Origin of the sequence: Prevotella sp. tc2-28 (assembly GCF_900107705.1) — a bacterium.
Lineage (GTDB): Bacteria > Bacteroidota > Bacteroidia > Bacteroidales > Bacteroidaceae > Prevotella.
Map to the genome: position 1 here is coordinate 1 of NZ_FNRE01000020.1, position 25366 is coordinate 25366.

Sequence of the window (25366 nt, forward strand, 5' to 3'; positions counted from 1 at the left end):
GAAAGGCCTTATTATACACACTGACCAGGGATGGCAGTACCAGCATTACGGATATTGCAGAAAACTACAAAGCCATGATATCATCCAAAGCATGTCAAGGAAAGGGAACTGCTTAGACAATGCTGTGGCTGAGAATTTCTTTGGGATAATGAAGTCGGAACTGCTATATGCAGAAAACTTTGATTCCCCAGAAGAATTTATCAAGGCTTTAGAAGAATATATTGACTATTATAACAATAAAAGAATAAAAATCAAGTTAAATGGTATGAGTCCAGTACAATACAGAATGACTCAATTAAATACGTAAATGTTTAACCCGTCCAACTTCTTGGGGTCACTTCATAAGATACTCACGCTCGAAACTAAAAATATATCGCGATTTATTTTGTAGTTTGCTCGCTTATTCGTATCTTTGCAAAATCGCTTGTTAGCCCTTAGGGGTAAGCGGGCGGTCTTATTTTATGAGAAAGACGTTTTCGGACGTCTGTCGTTGTGAGACACGAACTTCGCAAATCCGTAAAACCACAACAGACAGATGACAACGAAGCGTCACGTGGGGCGTATCTATATACCTCTTTATATATAGTTCGTTCTGGCGTGGGCTAACTGCGTTGTCTATCCTGTGTGGTTTGGGCAATGCGAAGGCCTGTGTCTCCGGGATGGGCAGAGAAACAGACACCTACGCCTTTTTTGTATCATAAGCTGAACCTAAAGCAAATGTTTAACTGCCTACTCTGGGGTGTTTGTTGGCATCAATAACTATGAGATTACTATGTATAAATCAAATAATACCTCTAACCAGACAAAATGTGAAGTCAATTTGTATTCCAAGATGATAGAATATGTTCATAGTCATAATGGTTATAAGTCTTTGAATGGATGTGATATTCTGTGGTTTCCATTAGTAACTCCACTGAATGTTTCTATGTATGATTATCTGAAAGATGTTTTTGAAAAATATGAAGCCCTTATTAATCTGCATGAATTTACAAACGAAATATCATCAGAAATAAAGGATGAAGTAAAAAAAGTAATTAATGGATTGCTTAGTGTCTTGATGATGTACAAAACCGGTGATGTCATTGAAGCATTTAAGGAATTTGAGGTGTTAATGGATGGATGCTATAAAGATTCATTCCCTATAAAGAAACTCGAAATAGGTCATACTTTTTATAGAATGCGTGCTAATAAACATAACATTATGGATGAGAAGGAATTTTACCATATTCCATCAAAACTCAGACATTTATGTGCAAGCTATAGATTCAGTATTGCTGGATATCCTTGTCTTTATCTTGGTTATTCTAAAAACGTCTGTTTCTCAGAGATATCAAACAATGGCACCATGTGTGGCCTTGAACTATTACGACAACAATCAAACGATTTATTCCTTCTTGATTTGACATTCCCCAAAACCGTTGAAAAGGCAGAATCCGATACAATTTCAAATTTCATTAAAGCGTGGCCACTTGTGGTTTCATGCTATATTGTTATGGCAAACAGTCAAATTAACAGAGATAGTAAATTTAGGGAAGAATATATTATTCCGCAAATGTTAACTGCATATCTAAAGCACAAAACTAAATTGGATGGAATATGCTACTATTCTACTCGCAATGAGAATTTAGATCCATATGGTAAAGATGAAGAGGATTATAGAAATGTTGTGTTGTTCACGAATCTATCAGAGAATGACGATTACGACATAAGTTTGATTGAAAGATTTCATTGGTATAAACCTTTCAATGTTGGGACTATTGTATAAAATAGTTATTTACTGCTATCCAATAATTATATGTGTAACTTATGTGACATGGAAACTGTATTTATTAATAATAACTAAAAAGGAAAAACTATGAAACAGAAAAGAACATTTATGATGGTGATACTAAGTTTGGTATTTGTCATCTGTGGATTTGCACAAAGTCAAACTCAAATTCCTGTTGAGAAGATTGCCAAATTGTTTGCTCAAGGTTATAGTTACTGTGGAGAATTTCATGATGGAATGGCAAAGATTCAACGCAATGGGAAATATGGCTATATTAACAAAGATGGAGATTTAGTGGTCCAATGTATATACAAAGAAGCAAAAGATTTTTCTGATGGAATTGCATTGGTGGCAATTGAACGAATGCAAGATGTAGAAGATGTGGAATCAGAAGAAAAAGGAACTGGAAACCAAAAGTATATTGTAGATAAAACTGTTATAAAAAAGGAATTAGTAACATTATGGGGAATGATAGATAAAACAGGAAAGAGTGTATTACAATGTGAATATAATGATATCCAAAAATACACTTCTGATTTTTATGTAACAATCGTGATACCAAACAAATTGCCTCGGAAGTGGAGATATGGTGCGGTGGATAGAAACGGGAAAAACATCATACCAATTATTTATGAAAATATTGTTTGTTTTAGATTATCATCTGAAGAACCCATGGCGACTGAAGCTCCTGTCGTAGTATGGAAAAAAGACGGTGACTCATCTAGTTGCGCATTGTTTAACACAAAGGGAAATGTGATTGTTCCTTTTGGCAAATACGGTGGTATCGGAACATATAAAAATTCTTACTACATAATTCGTGATAAAACAATAGGATGTGGGCTTTTGGATAAGAATGCCAAAATTATTTTCCCTGCATCTATGTGTAATGATGTATTTGAATATGATGAGATAATATATGCAGAAATTGACAAATCAAAATATAAAGTTGCAGTAAAGGGTGGAGCACAAATATTACCTGAAGTGTTTGACGATTATGATAAAAGAGAAGGTTTTATGGAATTTAAAAAAGGAAATGAATCGTTCTATATAACTCCCAATGGAGTTAAGCTACCCAAATCGAAATATCCTAATTATAGATTCGAGAAGTATAAAAATGGTCATTATATAGTAAAAAGTGACAAGGGCTATGCCATAATGGATTCTTATGGAAAAATAACATCGGCTTTTTACAAGAAAATACATCGGATAACTGATGATGGCTTCGCTGTTGTTGAGAACGAATCAAAAAAATGGGGGGTTATCGATTTTAAAGGAAATATAATATTTCCGTTTAAATATAATAGATTTAGTATTGCAGAATGTAAAGTTGATAATAAGGATTATGTATATCATCCTATAAATAATTATATGGTAGTGTCAGAATTCGGAAAGAATGGGAAATCTAACTCTGCTTTGTTTGACAAACAAGGAAATATAGTAATTCCATTTCGTGAAATGGAAGGAGGTTATACTTTTAAAAATAATGGTGATATATTATATAGAATTATTTGGGGTGGAAAGTGTGGCTTGCTAACAAAAGAGGGAAAAGAATTGCTACCTATGATTTATGATGAAATTGGAAATCGTTGTGACGGCCTTATTCCTGTAAAGAAAGACGGTGTGTGGGGATATGCAGATGAAAACGGGCACAGCACCTTTGACTATAAGTTTGAAAACGTTAAGAATGAGCAAATAGAGGCAAAACCTGCACAAAAGGAAAACAAACCTCAGGTTAAAGAGAAGAAAAAGAAATCAAAGTTTTTGAATTTCATAAATAAGGTGATGGAAGAAGGTAAGAAACAACAATAAAGAGGAAACAGATGAAATGTAAATATTGTCAGGCAGAGATTGAACAAGATGCAATGTTCTGCACTAATTGTGGAAAGGACTTGTCAAAGTTTCCTAGATGTGTGAAATGTGGCGAGATTCTGGACGAAGATTCGGAGTTCTGTCCATATTGTGGTACTAAACAGCCTAAAAAAGAACCTATTTTGAATGAAGAAGAACCTAAAAAGTCAAATAAGTGGCCTTGGATAGTAGGGTGTTTGGCACTACTCATTTTAATCATTGGTGGTGCGTTGCTTTATTTCAATAGGTCATCGGAAACGTCAGGAAATGAGTTGGCACAAGATTCCATTCCTGTTGTAGAGAAAACGGAAAATGGTGTTAAGGAGAATATTTTTAAAGAGATTAACAAGAAAGACGTATGGGTAAAAGCTGCTGATGAATATAAGATTATTTATATTAATATAGATTGGCCGGAAAATTTGGAAGTAGGAGATGTTAAGACTCTACAAGACAAATTGTCAATGGAAGGATTTGGATTTAAGGGTCTCAGCATTGACGAAGCTATAACCAAATACATTTCAAGCATAGGAACTCCAATAAAGACGCCTGAACTCTCACCTGACGACAGAGACTATAATGGGTGTGAAGTAACCGATGTTTGTTTAGAAATTAAGAAAGTAGCTTTTGAGCAGGGTAAATTTATTACGTTCTATGTACAAAAGAATGAGGCTCCACATTTTTCATCGGCTTATCCTGGTGACTATGACTATTTTACCTACGACTTGAAAGAAAGTAAGTTCTTGACAAAGTCTGATATCATTAAGAATTTTAGTCCTACAAATGCTGAGTTAATGGATATTGTTAAAAGTAATATTCGAAAAGAGGATATAGATGTCCTGACCTTTAGTGATGCTGATGGGATTAATAATTTGGACCTTTCTAATGATATATATGTAGGTGATAAGTCTGTAGTGTTTACTTTTACAGGATACCATAATTATGAAGTAAAAGTGCCTATTTTCTATAAAGAGATAAGTGACTTCATAACCAATAGAATATACGAATATTTTAAGGAATATAATTAAATAGCGTATGTATTGCAAAAAGTGTGGAACAGAACAACATTTGGGGCAGAAGTTCTGCCCTAAATGTGGTACACCATTTCCCGTCATTGAAAAAGAGGAAAAAGTAGTGGAAGAAAAAGAAACTATGGTTGAAGATGTTGAGCCAGAAACTGTTGAACCTGAAATAGTTGAACAAGACAATGCAACGGTGACAGAAGAAACAGAATCCATTGTAGAAACTCCTGCCGATATTGAAAAAGAGGATAAGGAGGAAATAGTGGAGAATGAGGAGGTAAAAGAGGATAATACTGTCGCTGACGATTATGTAGAGAAATTGAAGACGGTGATAGATACGAGTAAGGGAGCTGAGGCTATAGACAACTTAATCACAAATTTGAAAAGTGTAGATTGGGAAGAAAAGAAAGTAAAAACTATCAATACATTGCAGAACTTCATTTCTGATTCCGATAAACTTAGGAAAGCTACTATATGGATAGCTATTATTGCTGTTTTATGGTTCTTCGTTTTTAATCATGGATTTTCCTCATCTTGGACATGGTGGCTGTTTTCTATTGCTTTTGTTGTTGGCGCTTTCTATAAGATTGAGGCAAAAGACAAGATTGATGAATTGAACAAGGCGCGATGGTCATTTGGAATAGCAGTTATACTTGGTTTTGTTTTTCTATTTCATAGTCCAAGAAATGATGCTTTTGGCGATTTCGATGATGATATAAATGTTGAGGCTAACTCTTCAAGTGAAGAGCAAATACTTATGAAAATGTCTAATATAAAAGCAGAAATTAGATCATTGCTTCCTGAGGTTGAGGAACTTTACAATATGCACCAACAGCATTTAGCACGCGGAGGAATGGATTTGAATTCTCCAGCATGGGGAAGGTGGCAAAAATATAATAATAGGATTAATAGACTATGGGATGAGTATATCAGTTTGGCCAGACAACTAAGTGATAATGAAGACATAATACAAGAAGCTAAAGAGTCGAGGAATAAAATGGACAGGGCTTTTTCAGAGATGTTTGTTCGTCATAATTATTAGGCGTAATGGATAGTAAGAAGTGTAAGACAAGAAATGGATGTATAAAAGCATTTGTCTTATCCGTCTGTGTTATTGGATGTGTTTTGCTAATATGGGGGTTGTTAAAACCTTCATCTACAGAAAGTAATAATAGTAGCAATCCTTCTGAATACAGCAGCGGTGCTGATGTGGAATTCACAAGGGAAGGGGACGTTTGGCTGTACTTAACAAGCCATAGTTTCACTTCTCAGGATGGACGCACTATTTCCTTTTCTTATCGTTCAAGCATGTTGTATAGCAACGGAAAGGCAATTCCACAAAGTGCCGAGATGCAGACTTTTTCAAGCACTTCTGCAACAATTCGTACTCGAAACCCTTATGGTAAAACAACATTGTATCTATCTAATGGCTTTTTAAAAGATTCAGAGGGGACATGTTATTACGCTAAGTAAACAAGACAAAACAATTGGAATAAAAAACAATAGGAAAACTATGAAATGTAAATATTGTCAAGCAGAGATTGAACAAGATGCTCAATTCTGTACAAATTGTGGAAAGGATTTATCTAATCTTCCGAGATGTATAAAATGTGGTGAGATACTGGACGAGGGTTCAGAATTCTGTCCATATTGTGGAACCAAACAACCAATGCAAGGGAGCCCACAAATAGAAAAGGCTAATGGCAAAACAAAGTATTGGATTGTCGGCGGTATCATTGCTATTCTAATAATTATAGGTTGTGGTCTGTTCTATTATTCTCAAACGAAAGGTAACAATGAGCAAACGGAATCAGACTCAACAGCCGTAGTAACAGAAGAAATAAAAGCGACCGATAATATTTCTTTTGAAGACATGTTAAAGGTTGCCGATGTGATTTTTTCTTATGGAGAAAGCGGTGATAAGGATATGTCAGCACTCAATAAATTGGGTGTAGAATTATTATATGAATATCGGGTTGAACGAGTTGACGAATATGGTGATGAAAATATATATTATGGCAAAGATGCAAAAGTATTACCTTCATCAAACGGGATAAAGTTTGAAGCCAAATCGTCACACGCTATCGTCATCGACAAATCCTTTACGACAACAGACATCTATTTTATAAATGAATCAGACTATGAGCTATTTAAAAAACAAGCTTTAGAACATGGGTTAATAAAGGTAAAAGGTAATCAATCTAATTATTATATAATTCCAAACGAAAAACATGAAGAAGGTGTTATCGAGAAGGAAATGATGGATGCATATAAAGATGCAAAATACTATCTTAATCTCGGTGGGAAAAATGATAATGGATGGTATTCTTGCTCTGTGAATGAACCTACTTGAATTAATCTGTTGAAATTATGTTTTGTAAGAAATGCGGTAAAGAACAAACGGCTGGGCAGAAATTTTGCCCGGTCTGTGGTGAACCATATCTGGATGAAAATGGTAAGCCATATTTGAAAGGATTTAAGAAAGATATTCAGGATGCTAAAGAAAAGGTCTCGGACAGGATTGATGAGATCTCTCAAAAAAGCATTGATTTTGGAGCAAAAGCCAAAGAGAGAAGCAAGGTGTTTGCAGAAGAGGGACAGAAGGCTTTAAAAGAGAAAGTTGTTCCGAAATTGAACAAGGCAATAGAAGAGGTAAGAAACTTGCGTCAGCGTCCCAAGAAGCTGACACTTTACATTATAGTCATTATTGGAATAATCTTTGTCCTTCGTCTTATATTCGTAAATGGGGGTGAGGGTACTTCACAGTCCTCATCCATTTTCTCTGTTTTTTCGTCATCAAAAGAGGTAAAGATAGAATTGTCATTTGAAGGAGAACGACAAGTTGACGAAAAAAGAAATTATGTTACTGATGTAGTTACATCCGTATCCAGCAATTATGGAGGAGGGTCAAACGATAGGGCAGTATTTACTGATTGTATTCTTGTCCCCAATGGAAAGATGTGGATTTTTAAGAATTACACCACAAAAATTAATACAAGCGAAGGATTTCATGCACAATTGTACTATTTTCGCGGAAAGAATCTCAATAATCGTCGTGTCTATTATTTCCCCAATGATGAAAGGGATATCCCGATATTTAGAGAAGGGGATATAATCCAAATTGTTGTACCTCGATGGGTTGCAAATGTACCTGTAAAGGGTGAATTTGAAGTAACATTTGTTGAGAAGGATAATGAGTATTGATATGTGAGATTCGTGGGGTACTGCTGATTCTTTCTTGAAGTTTCTCCGGCAGTAATTTCAAATACTCCGAATAGAAATTAAATTTCTCCAAAAGTAACGAAAAATACTTTCGGAAAATTAGGAATGCGATTTTACCCTCCCTTCCTCCCGTCACCTCCCTCAAATGCCGATGTACAGGGCGTTTGAGGCACGGGAGGGAGAATCATTCTCCCTCCCGTTACCCTCCCTTTTTTTAGTTCGCTCCCTCACATTTTGAAAACAAGGGACCCTAGACGGGAGGGAGACGGGAGGGACATTTGTTTTCCCTCCCGTCCGTGAACCCCAGTAAATAAAGACGTTCCGAGCGGAAAAGGGAGGAAGGGAGGGTAAAATCGCAAAAACTTTTTGTGGCGCGAATAAGAAACGGTTATTGATGAATAAGGAACGGTTATTGGGAAATAACCCAAGGTTATGAGGGAACAACCTTGGGTATTAATGGTAGCCGGGAGTCCGTAGGCTTCGGACTCTCAGTCCGAGCCGTACGGACTGAAAGTCCGTCGGGACGGACTAAAACAAATGCCGGGAAATGAAAAAAATGGTGTTTTGTTTTGAGTTTCTCTTAAAATATATTAATTTTGCACGTTGAAACAGACGTCCTGATGAATAACATTAAACGAATCGTATTGACTGGTGGTCCTTGTGCTGGTAAGACAACGGCCCTAGTGCGCATCATTGAGCATTTTTCGAATCTGGGTTTCAAGGTGTTTACCGTCCCGGAGGTTCCAACCATGTACAGTCAGGGAGGGTGGAGTTATCTGACGCCTAATCCTAAGCTCTATTACGAGGGCGAACTGGCTATCCTGCAGACGCAGCTGGCGCTGGAAGACTCGTTTATGCGACTGGCAGAGACTTGCACGAAGCCTACCTTTGTGGTGTGCGACCGCGGAACAATGGACATTTCCGCCTATATCGCTCCCGAGATGTGGCAGGACATTACAGCCAAGTGCGGCACGTGCAGCAACCAGCTTCGCGAGCGCTATGATGCCGTGCTCCATCTGGTGTCAGCAGCCGATGGTGCCGAGCAGTATTATACGGTGGCAACCAATGCCAATCGCTATGAGCAAGCCAACGAGGAAGGCCTTCAGTTGGCACGTGACTTGGACAAGAAGGTAAACCGCGCCTGGACGGGACATCCCCATCTGCGTGTCATCAACAACCACGACGATTTCGATACCAAGATTCATCGTGTGCTGAAGGAGATTTCCAACGTGCTGGAAATTCCTCAGCCCATCGAGGAGGTGCGCACCTATATCGTTGAGGTTACAGGACAATTGCCTGAGTGCATCGAGAGTGAGATTACCCAGACGTACCTCGTGGCCGATCCCGACTGTGAGGTACGCCTGCGCCGTCGCGACTGGGGTGGGGAGGTGGTTAATGTCCACAAGACCAAGAAGCGCATCTCAGCTACTGAGGTGCTCGAGACGGAGCGCCAGGTGAGCAATGCCCTCTACGAGTCGCTGTTGCAGCAGGCCGATCCGTATCGTTTCACGATTCGCAAGACGCGCCGTTCGTTCATTTGGAAAGGCCAGTATTTCGAGATTGACTTTTTCCATACGCCCGTCAGCAACCTCACCATCCTTGAGACTAAGGGTGTGGCAGAGCAGGAAAATGTCAACTTCCCGCCCTTCATCAAGGTCGTCAAGGACATTACGGGAAACAAGGAGTACTATAATTATAATATAGCATTGAGAAGATAACTATATAGTAAATTGAACAAACTAAAATGAAGAAAAAGTTTTTATTATTGGTTGGTACATTGATGCTGACCATGGCGGCTCATGCCCAGTGGAGGCTGGGAGCCACTGTGGGAACCACAAGCAACCACTATCGTATGGACCGACAGTACTTGACGGACTATTACTTGAAGGACCGCTGGGGCCTGACGTTAGGCATTACCGGTCAGTATGACATCAACGAATGGCTGGGCGTGCGAGCCGACCTGAACTGGACGCAGAAGAACCACCGTATAGGGCGCGATCGCGTGACGATGTGCTATGACTACACGAACAACTACTTGCAGCTTCCTGTCATGGCGTCGTTCAGCTTCGGTGGCAAGAAGTTGCGCGGCTTCTGCAATGCAGGCGTCTATGGCGGCTACTGGCTTTCGAGCAACTATGAAGGCTATGACTTTAGCAGTATCAGCGATGTCAATTTCAAGGTCAAGGGACACGTCGACTTCAACTCCGATCGCGACCAACGCTGGGACTTCGGACTGGTGGGCGGTCTAGGCATGGAGTATCGCTTTGCCCCTCACTGGGGAGCACAGGTGGAAGCTCGCTACTACTATAGCGCAACCAGTGTGCAGAAACAGTATATGCGCGTGGATGACTACCGCTACAACTCGACTTTGGCTTTTCAGGCTGGCGTGAGTTACTTCTTTTAATGTTTGAGCATTAACAAATAGAAAATGACAATGAAAAACAAGATAGGTTTACTGGGAGCACTGCTCCTGTTGCTGACTTTCGGCTCGTGCCAGAAGGAAAGTACGACATTGATTCCTTACGACCACGAGAACGTCGTGTCCTTTGCGGCAGCCGACACCAGCTTTGCCGCTAAGTATGATGTATTCTGGAACGGTATGAACCAGAACTATGCCCTCTGGGACTACGAGATGGAACACGGACTGGACTGGGATGCCGAGTACGAAAAATTTTATCCTCAGTTTGCGGCACTCGACAAGCAGAAAATCGTGATGGACGAAGACCTGAGGGCACTGATGGAACAGATGGTGGCTCCCCTGCACGATGGTCATATGTATGTTGACTTTTTGAATCATCGTACGGGAAGATATGTTACCGTCGATCCACAAAGCCTTCGCATTAAAGAACGCGCAGACTACAAGGACGGATACATTCCTCCTGTGTTTACGGAGCGTTGGGCACTACTGGCAGCAGTGAATCAAAATGATTTGCTGGAGGAGTACCTTGGTTCTACGCACCTGAAGACAGCTTTTTCCCATGTGCTGAAAGGAGGCAGTACCAACCGGTGGATAGAAACGGAGATTGAAAGGCTGTCAGCAAAGACCACACCTACCGAGAAAGAGGTGGAAAGGCTGCATGGACTCAAACAGCTGTCTGAGTCCCTGAAAAATATTATTCAATCTTATTATGGCACACAGCTCGTCAATAGCTACAACCAGCTGGTGATGGTCTACGCCTATCTGAATGTGCCCGGATTGGAGGAAATCAGTCCTGAATTCGTCAATAATGGCATGAGGGTGTCCTACGCACTCTTTAAAGGAAATATTGTCTATATGTATCTGAGTGACTTTAACCTGACAACCTATCTACTCCCCTCATCCTACAACAAAATGAACCTGACGGGTAGCAATGACGTGATGGGCAAGAGCATTCAGATAGCTTGGCAGAAGTGGTTCAATAAGATTCAGGAACTGCACAAGGCAGGCACCTTGGGGGGTGTCATTATCGACCTTCGCGGCAATGGTGGCGGAAAGCTTAACGACTTTCAGTTCGTATTGGGAGCCTTATTGCCCTCCGGCGGCTTCACTCCTTGCCAGTTACGCTTTAAGCGCGGCACCGGCCGACTGGACTATTCGCCTCTGATGCCTCAGGTGATGCCGACTTTACCTGATGAGCATGCTGTCGTTACCGAGCCTATCGTTGTGCTGGGTGACTGCAACTCTGTCAGCATGTCGGAGATGACTGTACGTAGCTGTCAGCTGATTCCTAATGCACGCTTCATTGGTAAACGCACTTGGGGCGGTCTGTGCGGCCTGAATGATAATTACTTCTATTCTATCAACTATTCTGGTCACGTCGGTGTGAAAGGACAGACGAGCGTCTATGTCTATACCCCTGTGATGGCTTCTTTCTCTATGGATGGAAAGCAGCTTGAAGGAGTCGGCATTGATCCCGACATAGAGGTTGACCTGGATACCAAACTCTTTAATGCCAACACCAAAGACACCCAGTTGGAGCGGGCTCTTCAGTACATCCGCACTGGGAATTAACAGACAATTCTTTGACCTAAAGGTACAAAGCGTTTTAGAAACGATTAAAAAAGAGAATTGAAAGATGAAAACAAGACGTTATAATAATAAGCTATGGGCGCTGCTGGTCGCTGTGCTGTTGGGCACCATGACGACCAGTTGTGAGCGCGACAACGAGGTGGAAGCCCTCAATAATCCCTATGAGGCAAAGCAAGGCGAGTCGGAGTCAACGACCCCCGAAGAAGAGGACTATATAGCCAAGGCACTGAGTGCCATCCCCGGCATCAGCGATGTGCGCATGGATCTGCAAGTTTTATCAACTCGGAAGGGCTACTACTTCAAGGTTGAGCAGCTTGTCGACAACAGCGATGTCTCCAAGGGTACCTTCAAGCAGCTCTGTCTCCTGGAGGTCAATGATCTCGATGCTCCTGTGATGCTCTATACCAACGGCTATAACCTCGATTCATACATCGGTAATATAGGACCCGAGGATATCGCCAAATATCTGAATGCTAACTCGCTGTATGTTGAGCACCGCTACTTCGGACAATCATTGCCCGAGGATGCCAACGACCTCAATTTCACGTACTTCAATGCACAGCAGGCCGCTGCCGACCTACACCGTGTGGTGACACTGTTGAAGCAGTATCTCTTCAACAAAGGCAACAAGTGGGTAAGCACCGGTGCCAGCAAGTGTGGCATCAACACAACGCTTTACGCCTATTACAGCGATTTGTACGGATGGGACGACATAGACCTCTATGTGCCTTTCTGCGCTCCCTTCCTGGTTGGTACGCCCCAGTCGCCTGCCGACAAGTCCGTAGGAACCTACCTCAAAGACGTGTGTGGCAGTCACTATCCTGCCAACAGCCCGCAGGCTAAAGCCTATCAGTATCTGCGTGCCTATCCTTCAGCCATCGCTAACAACAAGGCCCTGCGCGATGCCTGTCTGCGCTATTTTAACCAGACGGATAGTTATGACTATCTGCGACTGCTGAAGGACTATCCCAACGACATTGAAAGGGCTGCCACTGCTGGTGTCTTATACGTATTCTACGCGTATTTAGCTGAGAAGTTTGCATACCTTGACTTCAGCGACTGGTGTTCCTTGGTACCTGATCCTACGGCTATCAGTACTACCAAGCCGGAGGACGACTTTCGTCTGTATGAAGTGCTCGAGTTTATATTTATGGACAAGAAAAAATTGGAGGCGAAATTGCCGGAGCAAGACACTTCTGAGGAAGGTCCCGCCTCAGTCCGTCGCCGTAGCGGATATACCGAGGAAGAAATCCTAAAATTGCGTAGCACCTATCCGAACGCTCCTTACGATATCCAGGCAGTCCGCGAACTCGGCAGTATATTCTTCGATTTCTCGCTGCTGCCCGCTAATAGCTTTGTCACTAGCGACTATTGTGAGCAGGTTGTCAAGAATAGCTTAGCCCCTGTGGCCAACTACGGACTCTATGCGGGACAATGGGATGGTGGCAAACTGATGACGAGTGTCCGCAACTGGGTCAATACCACCAAGAAGCACATACTCTTCGTCTACGGTACCAACGACCCATGGACGGGTGGTGCCATTGACAGCGGCAATCCTTGGCCGGGTGAGGTCATTGCCGTCAATCCGGCTAATGCCAACGTCAGCAAAGTCCTGTCGTTGCACACCAACCATAACAGTGATATTCTGGATGCCAAAAGCTATCCTGTAGCTGCCTCTAATGCCATCAAGCAGGCACTGGATAAATACATTAAAAGCAAGTAAAAAAGCCTTTTCGCTGAAAAAATAAGACCGTTCACTGAAATTTTCATGTGGACGGTTTTACTTTTGGTACCTTTGCAACGTCTTATTAATGTCGGCGACAAAAAACGAAAATGAATGTTTCACTAAAAAACAACAAAACAAAATGAAAAAGATTTTATTGACAATGGTTGCCCTGCTCTCAATGACAGCAGTAATGGCACAGGATGGTGACAAGAAAGAACGTAAGGCTCCCAAGGAGATTACTCCTGAGCAGATAACAGATCGTATGGCAAAGGATCTGGAACTGACGGACGACCAGAAGGCTAAGGTGTTGGCTCTCAATGCAGAATATAAAGATGTGCTTCGTGGTCCGGGTATGCGTGGCGGACATCGTGGTCCGCGTCCAGATGGGCAGACAGGTGCTACCCAACAGAACCAGCAACAGCGCCCTGAGCGCCCTCAGCTGACCGACGAACAGAAGGCCCAGATGAAACAGCAGATGGAAAAGCGCAAGGAGTATGACCAGAAGTTGAAGAGTATCCTTACCGATAAGCAGTACAAAAAGTTCCAGGAGCAGCACAAACGTGGTCCTCGTGGAGGTCGTCATGGCGGTCCTCGTGGTCCTCGCGCCGAAATGCAGGATTAACAAACGGATAGTGCTATGAGACGGAGAATGGCGATTCTGCTGTGGCTGACGAGTTGCTGGGCAACGGTAATGGCGCAGGGATTGACGCGCTCAGGACTGGATCCCCAGCGATTCGACTCCGTGATGGACGGTACGCGCACAGCACTCTATACCCTCGTCAATCGGCAGGGCATGGAGGCTTGCGTGACGAACTACGGAGCACGACTGGTGAGTCTGGTGGTCGACGGCAAAGACTGTGTGACGGGCTTTGACAACGTGGGCGACTACCGGCGCTACCGGCAGAACTATGGGGCTACGGTAGGTCGCTATGTCGGTCGAATCAAGGGTGCCCGTTTCGTGTTAGACGGCATGGAACACCGGCTGCAAGAGAACGGGCGGGGCGTGACCTCGCATGGGGGCTATCCCGGTTTTGCCGACCGCATCTGGACGATGACGGCGCTGACGGACAGTACGGTGACGCTACAGTATGTGTCGGCAGACGGAGAAAATGGATTCCCCGGAGAACTGACCGTGCGGCTGACCTACACGGTGAGCAGCAGGAACGGACTGGAAGTGAGCTATGAGGCTACGACGACAAAGCCTACGGTGCTGAACTTGACGAACCACTCGTTCTTCAATATCAGCGGACGGATGGACCGTGAGATTACTGACGAACTGTTATGGGTGAACAGTAGACGCATAGCCGAGTTCGACGCACAGAAGAACCTGACCGGACGAATGATGAAAGTGAAGGGTACGCCCTTTGACTTCAGAAAGCCGCGGAGGATAGGCGACCGCATCGATGAGGATCATGCACAGCTGAAGGTAACCAAAGGCTACGACCATAGCTTCGTGCTGGACACGAAAGGCAACGACCAAAAGGCTGCTGCCATCGTGACGGACGAGGCGAGCGGGATGCAGATGACGGTTTACACGACAGAACCAGTGCTGCATATCTATACGGGCAACGGACTGAAAGGCAACACCCGAGGCAAGCAGGCTGTATGCTATCCGCGTCGGTCGGCAGTATGCTTCGAAGCGATGCATTTGGCAGACTCGCCCAACCAGCCGTCGTTTCCGTCGACTGTGCTGAGGCCTGGCGAGACATTCCGCTCGCACACAGCCTATGTGTTTTCTAAGATAAAGTAAGTACGACCTCGCGGTTGGGTAGAATGTCCACCGACTGGTCTTTGTAATAGAGCGTGCCGCGGCCTTCCGTGGCACGTACTTTTATCTGTCTGCGGTCCATCGAAACGTGTATCATGCCATGTGGTGTGGGCACATCTCCTTCCATCCATTCCAAGTCACCCAAAGCAGGACGCACCTCGTATTCCTCGTAGCCAGGCTTGGTAGGTTTCACTCCTAAGTAATACTTGCCCAGCAGATAGACTGGCGAGGCACCCCAGGCGTGACATAGTGATTTGCCGTAGGGACGCCCGTACATGGCGAGATGCTGGGTCCCCTGTTCCGTAGGGACATATTTCTCCCAGAACGAGGTGGCTCCTTCGCGCAGCATACCGCCCCAATAGTCGCGCATCTCCTTCAGCACTTGTGTGTGCAGACCGTCCATGCAGAGCACTTCCAACTCGTAGAATCGCATGTAGGGGGTAGTGATGGGGGCAACGTCAGGATTGAGCATGACGCTTTGCATGATGTCACGCCGTTGGTCCTCGTGAGACAGTCCGTAGAGAATGGCAAACATGTTGGGGAACTTGGTGATCTGCTTGTTCATCTGTCCGTCCTCGATGGCGTGATAGTAGGCCTTCTCGTCGTTGCTCCAGAAGGTTTGGTTGATCTTCTCGCGCAATGCTTCAGACTTCATGTGGTAGTCGTTCTTGTCGATTCCCAGCAGTTGGGCACAGACTGCCATCGTCTCCATCGCCTTCATGAGTAGGATCTGTTCGAAACACAACGTACCGCGCTTGTGCATGGGGAAGTCCACCCAGTCGACGAAGATCCAGTCGTCAGGCTGTCCTTCTGCCATTCCATCATTGTTCAGGCGCCCCTCGACATAGTCCATGAGTGTTACCATTCGCGGCCACATCTCACGAACGAAATCCACATCGCCCGTATATTGGTAGTAGTCAAGAACGGACTTAAACCAATAGAAAGTGTAGTCCATGATGGTATTCACATGAGCTGTTACAGGGTCTTTCCCTCTGAGTTGTCGAATGGTGCGCTTCACACATTCTGTATCGAAGCGCAGGTAGTAGTTCATCAGGTACGATTGGATGGCATCGCCCGACCAAGTCCAGCGGTCGCGCTTGATGCCGTCCATGAAGAACTCGCGGGTGGTGAGGTCCATCGTGTAGGCTCCCACTTGCCATATCTTGTTAATTTCCTCGTCGGAACAACGGAACGAACCGCTATGGTTCTGGTCGTGCGGGGCGTATTCGTAGTCCATCAGTACCTCGCCATAGGTGGTGCCTTCCTCTTTCTCTATATATACATAGCGGAAAGCCTTGCTGGCGATGTCTGAGGGATGATGGCTGATGGATGATGTTTGAGGGCTGACGTCTGATGTTAGCACATCCAGCGTTTCGCAATGCTCCTTATCCTGTGCTTCCTCAGGGCTCTCTCCGTAGTATATGCGGATAGACCCTTGAAAATCTTTCACTTTCAGATAGCCGAAGGTCTCCTTTCCGAAGTCGTAAAGGGTGCCGCCTGTTGCTGTGGTACTGCAACTTACAGGACGGTGCTCCTCGCGCGCTAAGTGGTAGGAAGAGGGCGGGGTGTCGGGACTGTCGAAGCACCAAGAAGCTGCAGGGACGTAGATGCCTGAACCATGGGCTACACCGTTCTCGTCAATCCACAGTTTGTCTTCATAGGTGGCGAGCCAGGTGGAGTCGGTTATGATGGTCTTACCCTTGATAAAGAGGGCAGGAGGCGTGGCCTGGTTCCATACCTTCAGGTTGAGTTTGTGCGCTCCTGCTGGAATGGTGTAAGTGGTGGAGGGAAACAGTAACTTTCCATCGAGTTGGAAGTTGAACTGACCTTCGCAGACTATCGTGATGGTTTCCGATTCCTGGAGGTTGAAAGCCTTCGAGAATTCTACCGTCGCATAGTGGGAGTCTTGTTTCCAAAACGGTGGAAACATGGCGCCACGCTCCGTTCTGCGATTGTTGAAGATGTTGCCGAGCCATATCTCGAAATCGCCCGGATACCATATCCATGTTGGTTTACTGTTTGCCTGCATTGCGTTTGATGTTTTCGTTTACTTGTGGTCCGTTATTCTCCCAGATGTTGCCAGGGCCGTTGGCATTCTTCAGGAACTTCTCCTCGGGGGTCCAGTTGTCTTTCAAAGTGATGTTGCTGGAGCCTTCGTCGGTATAGAGATAGAACCAGTGGTTGGGGTCGTGAACATAGGAAGGCTTGGCAATGTCGCGCACCACATTCTCCGTAATCAGGGTGCCTGGTTGGTTGCCAAGGGTATAGATGCCGGCACAGTCGTACATGTGCTGGGCGTAGTTGTAGATGAGGTTGGCGTGTACTTTGTTGTCCTTCATGCACACCAAGTCGCGGTTCCATCCCCAGCCAAGCGAAATACCTGTATAGGATACGTCGTGGATGGTGTTATGCTCGATATTGATGCCACTCACGTAGCCTGCACAGATAGCTACACAGCCCCAGTCTTCGTTGGTGATGTTGTAGAACTCGCAGTTGCTCACCTCCTGTTGTGTGCACACCTCACGGAAGTCGGTGGGTTGGTAGGGCAGATGGGTCTCCAGTCCCTCGGGTGAGAATGAACCGCAGACATACCCGTTCATAGCGATATCGGTAAACGTGCAGTTGGTCGTCGTGCCACGACGACATGCCGTTATGTAATCCAGGCCAGAGCCGCCTAAATGTTCGAAACGGCAGTCGCTGAAGTGACAGTCTTCCGTGTAACGCAGCTCCACCGCAGCATCAGCACGCCCCAACCATCCTTGGTTGTCCAACTTATGGTTGTTGGGACGGTCAATGGACGGACGTAACTTATAAGCCTCCGTCAGGTACATGCCGGCCTGCAGGGGAACATGTCCTTTCTGCGAGGGACGCATCCAGGTGGTATGCTGGAAAGAGATACCCTTGATGGTGACGTTGCGAACTGGACGTTCTGGAGAACCGATGAACTCCAACAACGTCTCCAACAAAGGGACGACGGCCTCTTGTATCGTCTCACCCTGATGAGGCATATAATACAGCTTGTGGACACGGATATCGTGATACCATTCTCCAGGCTCATCCAACAGCTCTTTGGCATTGGTCAGATAGAACGGCGAAGGGTGCTTGGTGTCGGGTGTCATGGGTGAAGGCCAGGGGTGCTCAAACTGAAGCTTAGCCTCCGGATTGTGGAATCGGACGGCGACAGAGTCTCCTTGTGGAGTCAACGACTTAATACGTAAGTTGCTGGTGCACCACATCTCATGCAGCACCATCTCGGCGTATGGTGCCTTAAGAATCTTCTCTACTGCCTTCTTGGGAACCCAAAGCACATGGTTCTTCTTGTCGTAAGTGCGAATGCGCGTCATCTGTTCGAAATCGCTGACGTCGCGAGCCCGAGCGGCCTTCTTTCCATTTATCCACAACTGACGGAAGTCTACGGGACATCCGTTGAAGTCTGGCACGTCTGCAACCATTAGCTTGCCTTGCTTCTTCCAGTTGGTAACCTGCATACCACCACTGATGACGGCGTTATGCCCTTCTATTGTCAGACCACTGTCCTCTGGGCGCAACCGGAGTGGTTCGTAAAGATGGTAAGTTCCTGCCGATAGGTGAATAGTGACCTCTGTAGCCTTGCCCAGACGGCGCATCTCACGAGCCTTGCGGACTGCATCGGTGAGTGACGAGTCGGGTGTGATGTTGATTTCTGCAGCCTGCAGTCCGATGGTGCAGAACATGCAGATGGAAAGGAATAACTGTCTCATATATTTCTAAGACGCATCAATTGCCAAATTGTCACTAGTAAGGTATTAAACCTTAAGACCGTGAAAACGTCTAATAGGCATGTTATAAATTACTATTATCAATATTGCAATATGAGAGATTTTAATTATTATGCCCCTACGGAGGTGGTTTTCGGTGAGCAGGCTGAAGAGCAGGTTGCTCATCTGGTGAAAAAATACGGTGGAACGAAAGTACTCGTGCACTATGGCGGAAAGAGTGCCGTCAAGTCCGGGCTTTTGGATAAGATATGCGGCCTGCTTAGCGAGGAAAATATCGCGTATGTGACCTTAGGCGGTGTTGTGCCAAATCCACGCCTGTCGCTGGCCCAACAGGGTATTGAACTCTGCCGCAAGGAAGGTGTCGATTTCATCCTGGCCGTAGGTGGTGGTAGCGTTATTGACTCTGCTAAGTGCATTGCCTATGGTGTACCCTATGAGGGTAATGTGTGGGACTTCTATCTAGGTAAGGCGCAGCCCGTGAGCATGTTGCCTGTAGCCTCGGTGCTCACCATACCTGCCGCTGGTAGTGAAATGAGCGAGAGCAGTGTTATCACCAACGAGGACGGCGACGTGAAACGGGGCTACTCTCACAATATGTCGCGCCCCAAGTTTGCCATCATGAATCCGCGTAGAACGTTTACCTTGCCTCCTTATCAGACGGCAGCTGGTGTGACGGACATGATGATGCACATCTTTGAACGCTACTTTACCAAGGACGATGATATGGATCTGACTACTGATCTGGCTGAGGCGACCTTGCGCAGCATCAAGAATGCCGTGTTTGCCGTGCTGAAGAATCCTGAGGATTACCGCTATCGCGCTCAAATCATGTGGGGCGGCAGTGTAGCCCATTGGGGACTGCTGGGTAAAGGTGTTCAAGAAGACTGGGCCACCCACCAATTGGAACATGAACTCAGCGGTATGTTTGATGTGACTCATGGTGCCGGTTTAGCTGCCGTATGGCCTAGCTGGGCCCGCTACTGCATGCACGAGAATCTGAGTCGTTTCGTGCGTTTCGCCGTCAATGTGATGGATGTGCCTAATGACTTTACAGACCCTGAGGGCACAGCCCTGCGTGGTATAGAGGCTGTAGAGCGCTTCTACCACGCCATCGGTATGCCTGTCAATATCAAGGAACTCATCGGACGCGACATCACAGATGATGAAATCAAGGAGATGGTGCGCAAGTGCAGCCGTAATAATACCGCTACCTGTGGCGCTCTTAAGGTGCTCAAGGCTGAGGATATGGAAAAAATCTATCAAATGGCACGCGGATGAAAATCTTAATCATCGGTGGAACAGGTACTATCAGTAGTGCCATTACCCGACAGCTCGCTGCTGCAGGTCATGACCTGTGGCTGCTAAACCGCGGCACACGCAAGAGCGAGGTGCCCTCCAGCGTTCGTCAAATTATCTGTGACATCGACGACGAGAAAACCGTGTTTGACAACATTCAAGACGAAATGTTCGATGCCGTCTGCGAGTTCATCGGATTCGTGCCTGCCCAGGTGGAGCGCGACATCCGACTCTTCAAGGGACGCACCCGGCAGTATGTCTATATCAGTTCGGCATCGGCTTATAACAAACCTGCTGCCAACCACGTGATAACCGAGGGTACTACTCTTGCCAATCCGTATTGGCAGTACTCGCGCAACAAAATAGCCTGCGAGGAACTTCTGATGAAGGAGTACCGTGAGAATGGCTTCCCTGTCACTATCGTACGTCCCAGCCATACCTACTGCGAACGTGGCGTGCCGACTAGTGTACATGGACCGAAAGGCTCGTGGCAGGTGCTAAAACGCATCATAGACGGGAAACCTGTTATCATACAAGGTGATGGCACCTCGCTATGGACACTGACGTGGAATGAAGATTTTGCCCGTGGGTTCATCGGCTTGCTGGGCAATCCGAAAGCCATTGGTGAGGCTTTTCAGATAATGAGTGACGAACAGCTCACATGGACGCAGGTGTATCAGAGTGTGGCTCGTGCTTTACACACCACACTGAAGCCGTACTACGTTTCTTCTGAGTTCTTGGCCGCCGTGGCTCCCAAAGAGTGGGAATTCGAAGGAAACCTGATGGGCGACAAGTCGCTGACAGTTATCTTCGATTGCTCAAAGCTCAAACGCGCGGTTCCAGGCTGGCAGGCTACTACTCGCTTCGACGAGGGGGTTCGCCGCAGTGTCGCATACTTGCTCAGTCATCCGGAACTACAGATAGAGGAGCCAGATTTCGACGCATGGTGCGACCGTGTCATTGAAGTACAGGAGGAAGCCAAACGCAAATTCTAAGATGGATTATGGATAAAAACGGAACTATGCGCGTCGGCATTATCGGCGCAGGTTGGATAGCCGAGAAGGCTGCCATTACCCTCAATGGAATGACAGACTGCGAGGCCTATGCTATAGGCTCGCGCTCGTTGGAGAAAGCTGAGGCATTTGCCCGAAAGTGGAACATGCCAAAGGCTTATGGCTCTTATGCCGAAGTCATCAACGATCCGGCGGTAGACATTATTTATGTCGCCACACCACACTCGCATCACTATGATGTGACACGCCATGCTTTATTGGAGGGCAAACCCTGCCTGGTCGAAAAAGCATTCATGGCTAACTATCGGCAGGCTAAGGATATCATCGACTTGGCATATGAACGCAAGGTGTTCATCGCTGAGGCCATCTGGACGCGTTATCAGCCCTGTGTAGGCATCGTTCGCCAATTGATAGCTGAGGGCATTATAGGTACGCCGCGACTCATCACGGCTACTTTGGCTTACCCGATGATGAAGAAGGAGCGCATCTTCCGTCCCGACCTCTGTGGCGGTGCACTGCTTGATGTCGGGGTCTATGCTCTCAACTTTGTCCGCATGTTCACCGATGCTCCTGTGGCTACGCTTGACGGCCATTGTGTCAAGAGTGATAAGGGCATGGATCTGACCAATACGATGACGATGGTACTTGAAGATGGCATCGTGGCTAATCTGCAGTCGAGTGCCATGTGTGTGGGAGATAACACCGGTGTCATTGCCGGCTCAGAGGCTAATATCGTCATCGACAACATCAACAATCCGCAGACCATCACCGTCTATAAACGAGATCGTGTTCTGGTCGATCAAATCTCCGTACCCCAGCAGATTACAGGCTACGAATACCAGTTCTCTGCCTGCCGTCAAGCCTTGATTGATGGCCTGCTGGAACCTCGCGAGATGCCCCATCAGGAAACGCTCTACGTCATGCAACTCATGGATGATCTGCGTGCTAAGTGGGGCGTGCGCTACCCGATGGACTAACTGATTAGTATTACCAAATTACAATATACGATGAAAAAGATTGCATTGATAACAGGCGCCACCAGCGGTATTGGTGAGGCTTGTGCAAGGAAGTTCGCCCAAGGAGGCTATGATGTCATTCTGACAGGAAGAAATGCAACGAAGCTACAGGCGTTGCAGACTGAGCTGACCCAGCAGGGGACGAAGGTGCTGACACTGACCTTCGACGTGCGCGACAAGGAGGCTGCCCGACAGGCGGTGGACAGCATCTCTGACGAGTGGAAACCGATAGACGTGCTCATCAACAATGCCGGACTGGCTATTGGTATGGACAAGGAGTACGAGGGCGATGTGGATGAGTGGGCGGTCATGATTGACACCAACATCAAGGGACTGCTGACGATGACACGCCTGATAGTGCCCGACATGGTGGCACGCAACGACGGACATGTCATTAATATCGGAAGCATAGCGGGCGATGCAGCCTATGCCGGTGGCAATGTCTATTGTGCCACCAAGGCTGCTGTCAAGACTCTGACCGACGGCCTGCGCATTGACTTAGCCGAATCGGCTGTTCGCGTGACGAACATCAAGCCCGGACTGGTAGAGACCAACTTCAGCGTTGTCCGGTTCCGTGGTGACCAGCAGCGTGCCGACAATGTCTATAAAGGCGTGAAACCGCTGATAGGCGACGACATTGCCGATGTCTGCTTCTATGTAGCATCCGCACCCAAGCATGTGCAGATAGCCGAAGTCACCATCCTGGCTACCCATCAGGCCAGCCCGTTCCTCATTGCACGCAAACTATAGACCTCTTTCTGATTAGTATGATAAAAAAATCCCTCCTTCGCTGAAATCCTCGTTGATAGGAGTAATAGGCGAAGGAGGGATTATTATATTTTGCCTTATCGTTCCAACGGCAACCAAAGCGACATGTCGTCGATACCTCGGTTGTCCCAGGCATAGTAGGGGATGAGTCGAATTTTGGTCTTCTTGTTCTTCACGGGACGCAGTTCGCGGTAGAGCTCGTCCTTGCCCCAGGAGCCTTGGCCTGTCACGGGGACTTCGGCTTCGAGGGCTACCATCTCGTGGCCTTCAATCGTTATTTTGGTTTCCTTGAACTGAACATCCGTAGGAATCGCAATATCGTTTATGCGATAACCTCCTTGAATGTCCTGACCTTCCAGACAGTAGACGATAGGACCGCGCATGACAGCAATCTGGTTCTTTGCCTCCTCAACCAACGGATTCGCCTCCATGAGACGGGGCTTCATGGGGAGTTCGAGTTCGACGACGTCGCCCTTCTTCCACTTGCGCGGTTGGCGCAGGTCTTCAGCCAGGATGGGCTGGCCGTTCAGTCGCAGCTGCACGCCGGTAGCCCATCCGGGAATGTGCATGCGGATGCTTTTCAGCGTCTTGGCTTTCTTGATAGTCAGCGTGATGTGTCCGTCCCAGGGATAGTCGGTCGTCTGTTCTACCTCGAGGTCCTTGGTCTTGAGCGCATTCTGGCCGTAGAGGTTCACCCACAGCGTATCGCCCTTGACGGAGTAGGCGTACTCCTGAGCTTCGCAGAGTGTGCGTAACGTGTTAGGAGGACAGCAGAAACAGGTGATGTAACGCTGACGATGCTTGGGCCAGCGCATGACATAAGGAAACTCTTTGGTACGACGCAGGGCCTCGGTGTAGAAGAAGTCTTTTCCGTCGAGTGAGATACCGCTGAGAATACCGTTGTATAGCTCGGTCTCGATGTTGTCGACGTATTTCGGATCGCACGTTGTCTGGAACATGCGCCAAGAGAAGAGCAACATGCCAATTTGGGCACATATCTCGTTGTGGGCAGCCTCCTGAGGCAACTGAAACTGGCGGCCATAGGCCTGGTGAATCTGCTGGATGGAGGGTTGGTTGTAGGTGGTTCCGTCGGGCGAGACACCATCGTACAAAGCACCGCATCCGCCCATGATGTAAATCTTGTGATTGACGATGTCGTCCCAGATAGCCGACAGGTTTTTCATCAACTGACGCTCGCCCGTCTCTGCATAGAGGTCTGCTACTCCCGCATAGAGGTAGTTGGCGCGTACGGCATGCCCCATCGCCTCGTACTGGTCGCGGAACTTGTGGCGATCCTGGTTGTGGTCCTCACCATTTGTCACAGAGTCACGGATGGCAATCAACCCCTTGGCCAGCGTCAGGTATTTCTCGTCACCCGTCTCACGATACATCTCAGCAGCACCCATATAGTGACTGGGACAGATGGCATTACGCGAGAGCTCGGCAGCATCGTTGGTCAGGAAGTTGTAGAGGAAGTCGGCAGCCTTTTTACCACACTCGAATAGCGTGGTCTTGCCCGTGGCGCGCTTGTGGATGATGCCGGCGGTAATGAGGTGTCCGAGGTTATAGGTCTCGAAATTCAGTCGTGAGGCAAAGGCATGCTTCTGGTCTTTCCCAATCTCAATACCTGCTGCATTTTCCTTGACGGCATGTGAGTCAATGCCTGCATTGCGTTCGGAAATAACTACGGGAGTGTGGATATAACCGTCGGCACGCTGGGCGAGAGCAACCTGTTCGATGAACTTGTCCATCAATGCATCTATCTTAGGGTCTTTCGTTACCGCATAGACTGCAGCACATGCTTCTAACCACTTATACATATCACCATCATGGAAGGGAGGACCGTGATGCTTGCCCTTGACGGTGCCAGCAGCCACTTGGAAGTTAGCAAAGCCGTGAGAGCCATGCAGTCCTAATGCGTCAATCGTCTCGTAAGGAGTGTTCCAAGTGTCCCACATATCCCATATACCCGTTGTCGACAGCATGTTGAAACGGTCGCCCCAGAAACCACCAGTCCATTTGACAGTTCCCATAGGGGTATTCTGCATCAGGGCTTGTTGACTGTGACTCATGTCTGTCAGTCCCTGAGCCATGGTGTTCATTGCTGTGCCACAGCAACCTACCATACAAAGAAGGAAGAACTTTTTCATATCAT

21 protein-coding genes are annotated in these 25366 nt (G+C 46.5%); 18 read left to right on the forward strand and 3 right to left on the reverse strand.

The annotated features are described in order from the left end of the window. From BLU47_RS13580 to BLU47_RS13640, 14 genes are all read left to right on the forward strand, one after another. On the forward strand, positions 1 to 307 hold a 307-nt coding region (locus BLU47_RS13580), incomplete at its 5' end, for an IS3 family transposase (protein ID WP_143025582.1). Positions 308 to 832: 525 nt separating this feature from the next. Further along, positions 833 to 1765 carry an RES domain-containing protein gene (locus BLU47_RS13585; RefSeq protein ID WP_176780599.1) on the forward strand — a complete coding sequence of 311 codons (933 nt, stop codon included), beginning with the start codon at positions 833 to 835 and terminating at the stop codon, positions 1763 to 1765. 90 nt (positions 1766 to 1855) lie between these two features. Further along, positions 1856 to 3577 (forward strand): WG repeat-containing protein, encoded by a 1722-nt coding sequence (locus tag BLU47_RS13590; protein WP_091964011.1) that lies wholly within the window; start codon positions 1856 to 1858, stop codon positions 3575 to 3577. An 11-nt stretch (positions 3578 to 3588) separates the two neighbouring features. Beyond that, the gene (locus BLU47_RS13595) at positions 3589 to 4641 is read left to right on the forward strand and encodes a zinc ribbon domain-containing protein (protein WP_091964014.1); all 1053 of its coding nucleotides are present in this window, start codon (positions 3589 to 3591) and stop codon (positions 4639 to 4641) included. Positions 4642 to 4648: 7 nt separating this feature from the next. After that, entirely contained in the window at positions 4649 to 5677 is a 1029-nt protein-coding gene (locus BLU47_RS13600) for a zinc ribbon domain-containing protein (protein WP_091964017.1), read from the forward strand. A 5-nt stretch (positions 5678 to 5682) separates the two neighbouring features. Beyond that, positions 5683 to 6108 (forward strand): hypothetical protein, encoded by a 426-nt coding sequence (locus tag BLU47_RS14590; RefSeq protein ID WP_143025583.1) that lies wholly within the window; start codon positions 5683 to 5685, stop codon positions 6106 to 6108. A gap of 40 nt (positions 6109 to 6148) precedes the next feature. Continuing rightward, on the forward strand, positions 6149 to 6988 hold the full coding sequence (locus BLU47_RS13605; RefSeq protein ID WP_091964020.1) for a zinc ribbon domain-containing protein: 840 nt from the start codon (positions 6149 to 6151) through the stop codon (positions 6986 to 6988). A 17-nt stretch (positions 6989 to 7005) separates the two neighbouring features. Continuing rightward, complete coding sequence (locus BLU47_RS13610; protein WP_091964023.1) at positions 7006 to 7839, forward strand: zinc ribbon domain-containing protein; 834 nt, start codon at positions 7006 to 7008, stop codon at positions 7837 to 7839. 638 nt (positions 7840 to 8477) lie between these two features. Further along, positions 8478 to 9575: an AAA family ATPase gene (locus tag BLU47_RS13615; RefSeq protein WP_091964025.1), complete on the forward strand. Its 1098-nt coding sequence runs from the start codon at positions 8478 to 8480 to the stop codon at positions 9573 to 9575. Between the two features lie 26 nt (positions 9576 to 9601). Further along, complete coding sequence (locus BLU47_RS13620; protein WP_091964028.1) at positions 9602 to 10261, forward strand: porin family protein; 660 nt, start codon at positions 9602 to 9604, stop codon at positions 10259 to 10261. Between the two features lie 30 nt (positions 10262 to 10291). Continuing rightward, the gene (locus BLU47_RS13625; RefSeq protein WP_176780600.1) at positions 10292 to 11848 is read left to right on the forward strand and encodes a S41 family peptidase; all 1557 of its coding nucleotides are present in this window, start codon (positions 10292 to 10294) and stop codon (positions 11846 to 11848) included. Between the two features lie 64 nt (positions 11849 to 11912). Next, complete coding sequence (locus tag BLU47_RS13630) at positions 11913 to 13589, forward strand: S28 family serine protease (protein ID WP_091964034.1); 1677 nt, start codon at positions 11913 to 11915, stop codon at positions 13587 to 13589. A gap of 142 nt (positions 13590 to 13731) precedes the next feature. Beyond that, entirely contained in the window at positions 13732 to 14214 is a 483-nt protein-coding gene (locus tag BLU47_RS13635; protein ID WP_176780601.1) for a DUF4890 domain-containing protein, read from the forward strand. A 15-nt stretch (positions 14215 to 14229) separates the two neighbouring features. Next, positions 14230 to 15342 carry an aldose epimerase family protein gene (locus BLU47_RS13640; RefSeq protein ID WP_091964040.1) on the forward strand — a complete coding sequence of 371 codons (1113 nt, stop codon included), beginning with the start codon at positions 14230 to 14232 and terminating at the stop codon, positions 15340 to 15342. Here BLU47_RS13640 and BLU47_RS13645 read toward each other — a convergent pair. Further along, positions 15329 to 17389: an alpha-L-rhamnosidase-related protein gene (locus BLU47_RS13645; RefSeq protein ID WP_091964043.1), complete on the reverse strand. Its 2061-nt coding sequence runs from the start codon at positions 17387 to 17389 to the stop codon at positions 15329 to 15331. The genes BLU47_RS13640 and BLU47_RS13645 overlap by 14 nt on opposite strands. After that, positions 17373 to 19073 (reverse strand): right-handed parallel beta-helix repeat-containing protein, encoded by a 1701-nt coding sequence (locus BLU47_RS13650; protein ID WP_255402224.1) that lies wholly within the window; start codon positions 19071 to 19073, stop codon positions 17373 to 17375. Before BLU47_RS13650 ends, BLU47_RS13645 begins: the two co-directional genes overlap by 17 nt. A 138-nt stretch (positions 19074 to 19211) precedes the next feature. Between BLU47_RS13650 and BLU47_RS13655 the strand changes: the two genes are divergently transcribed. The 4 genes from BLU47_RS13655 to BLU47_RS13670 are packed head-to-tail and all read left to right on the forward strand — an operon-like array spanning position 19212 to position 23193. After that, positions 19212 to 20396 carry an iron-containing alcohol dehydrogenase gene (locus tag BLU47_RS13655; protein ID WP_091964049.1) on the forward strand — a complete coding sequence of 395 codons (1185 nt, stop codon included), beginning with the start codon at positions 19212 to 19214 and terminating at the stop codon, positions 20394 to 20396. Next, entirely contained in the window at positions 20393 to 21409 is a 1017-nt protein-coding gene (locus tag BLU47_RS13660; protein ID WP_091964051.1) for an SDR family oxidoreductase, read from the forward strand. The genes BLU47_RS13655 and BLU47_RS13660 overlap by 4 nt, the downstream gene beginning before the upstream one ends. Before the next feature lie 8 nt (positions 21410 to 21417). Next, entirely contained in the window at positions 21418 to 22404 is a 987-nt protein-coding gene (locus BLU47_RS13665; RefSeq protein WP_091964054.1) for a Gfo/Idh/MocA family protein, read from the forward strand. Positions 22405 to 22434: 30 nt separating this feature from the next. Beyond that, positions 22435 to 23193 (forward strand): SDR family NAD(P)-dependent oxidoreductase, encoded by a 759-nt coding sequence (locus BLU47_RS13670; RefSeq protein ID WP_091964057.1) that lies wholly within the window; start codon positions 22435 to 22437, stop codon positions 23191 to 23193. 95 nt (positions 23194 to 23288) lie between these two features. Here the strand turns inward: BLU47_RS13670 and BLU47_RS13675 are convergent, their stop codons facing one another. Then, a complete protein-coding gene (locus BLU47_RS13675; protein WP_255402223.1) occupies positions 23289 to 25361 on the reverse strand; it encodes a glycoside hydrolase family 127 protein in 2073 nt (690 codons plus the stop codon). Between the last annotated feature and the right edge of the window lie 5 nt (positions 25362 to 25366).

What these genes read in the sequence shown, in the direction of transcription:
- BLU47_RS13605 (WP_091964020.1), top strand. Translation starts at nt 6,149, where the DNA reads ATGAAATGTAAATATTGTCAAGCAGAGATTGAACAAGATGCTCAATTC.
- BLU47_RS13630 (WP_091964034.1), top strand. Translation starts at nt 11,913, where the DNA reads ATGAAAACAAGACGTTATAATAATAAGCTATGGGCGCTGCTGGTCGCT.
- BLU47_RS13600 (WP_091964017.1), top strand. Translation starts at nt 4,649, where the DNA reads ATGTATTGCAAAAAGTGTGGAACAGAACAACATTTGGGGCAGAAGTTC.
- BLU47_RS13615 (WP_091964025.1), top strand. Translation starts at nt 8,478, where the DNA reads ATGAATAACATTAAACGAATCGTATTGACTGGTGGTCCTTGTGCTGGT.
- BLU47_RS13650 (WP_255402224.1), bottom strand. Translation starts at nt 19,073, where the DNA reads ATGTTCTGCACCATCGGACTGCAGGCTGCAGAAATCAACATCACACCC.
- BLU47_RS13670 (WP_091964057.1), top strand. Translation starts at nt 22,435, where the DNA reads ATGAAAAAGATTGCATTGATAACAGGCGCCACCAGCGGTATTGGTGAG.
- BLU47_RS13665 (WP_091964054.1), top strand. Translation starts at nt 21,418, where the DNA reads ATGGATAAAAACGGAACTATGCGCGTCGGCATTATCGGCGCAGGTTGG.
- BLU47_RS13655 (WP_091964049.1), top strand. Translation starts at nt 19,212, where the DNA reads ATGAGAGATTTTAATTATTATGCCCCTACGGAGGTGGTTTTCGGTGAG.
- BLU47_RS13610 (WP_091964023.1), top strand. Translation starts at nt 7,006, where the DNA reads ATGTTTTGTAAGAAATGCGGTAAAGAACAAACGGCTGGGCAGAAATTT.
- BLU47_RS13675 (WP_255402223.1), bottom strand. Translation starts at nt 25,361, where the DNA reads ATGAAAAAGTTCTTCCTTCTTTGTATGGTAGGTTGCTGTGGCACAGCA.
- BLU47_RS14590 (WP_143025583.1), top strand. Translation starts at nt 5,683, where the DNA reads ATGGATAGTAAGAAGTGTAAGACAAGAAATGGATGTATAAAAGCATTT.
- BLU47_RS13660 (WP_091964051.1), top strand. Translation starts at nt 20,393, where the DNA reads ATGAAAATCTTAATCATCGGTGGAACAGGTACTATCAGTAGTGCCATT.
- BLU47_RS13585 (WP_176780599.1), top strand. Translation starts at nt 833, where the DNA reads ATGATAGAATATGTTCATAGTCATAATGGTTATAAGTCTTTGAATGGA.
- BLU47_RS13635 (WP_176780601.1), top strand. Translation starts at nt 13,732, where the DNA reads ATGAAAAAGATTTTATTGACAATGGTTGCCCTGCTCTCAATGACAGCA.
- BLU47_RS13640 (WP_091964040.1), top strand. Translation starts at nt 14,230, where the DNA reads ATGAGACGGAGAATGGCGATTCTGCTGTGGCTGACGAGTTGCTGGGCA.
- BLU47_RS13620 (WP_091964028.1), top strand. Translation starts at nt 9,602, where the DNA reads ATGAAGAAAAAGTTTTTATTATTGGTTGGTACATTGATGCTGACCATG.
- BLU47_RS13595 (WP_091964014.1), top strand. Translation starts at nt 3,589, where the DNA reads ATGAAATGTAAATATTGTCAGGCAGAGATTGAACAAGATGCAATGTTC.
- BLU47_RS13625 (WP_176780600.1), top strand. Translation starts at nt 10,292, where the DNA reads ATGAAAAACAAGATAGGTTTACTGGGAGCACTGCTCCTGTTGCTGACT.
- BLU47_RS13590 (WP_091964011.1), top strand. Translation starts at nt 1,856, where the DNA reads ATGAAACAGAAAAGAACATTTATGATGGTGATACTAAGTTTGGTATTT.
- BLU47_RS13645 (WP_091964043.1), bottom strand. Translation starts at nt 17,389, where the DNA reads ATGCAGGCAAACAGTAAACCAACATGGATATGGTATCCGGGCGATTTC.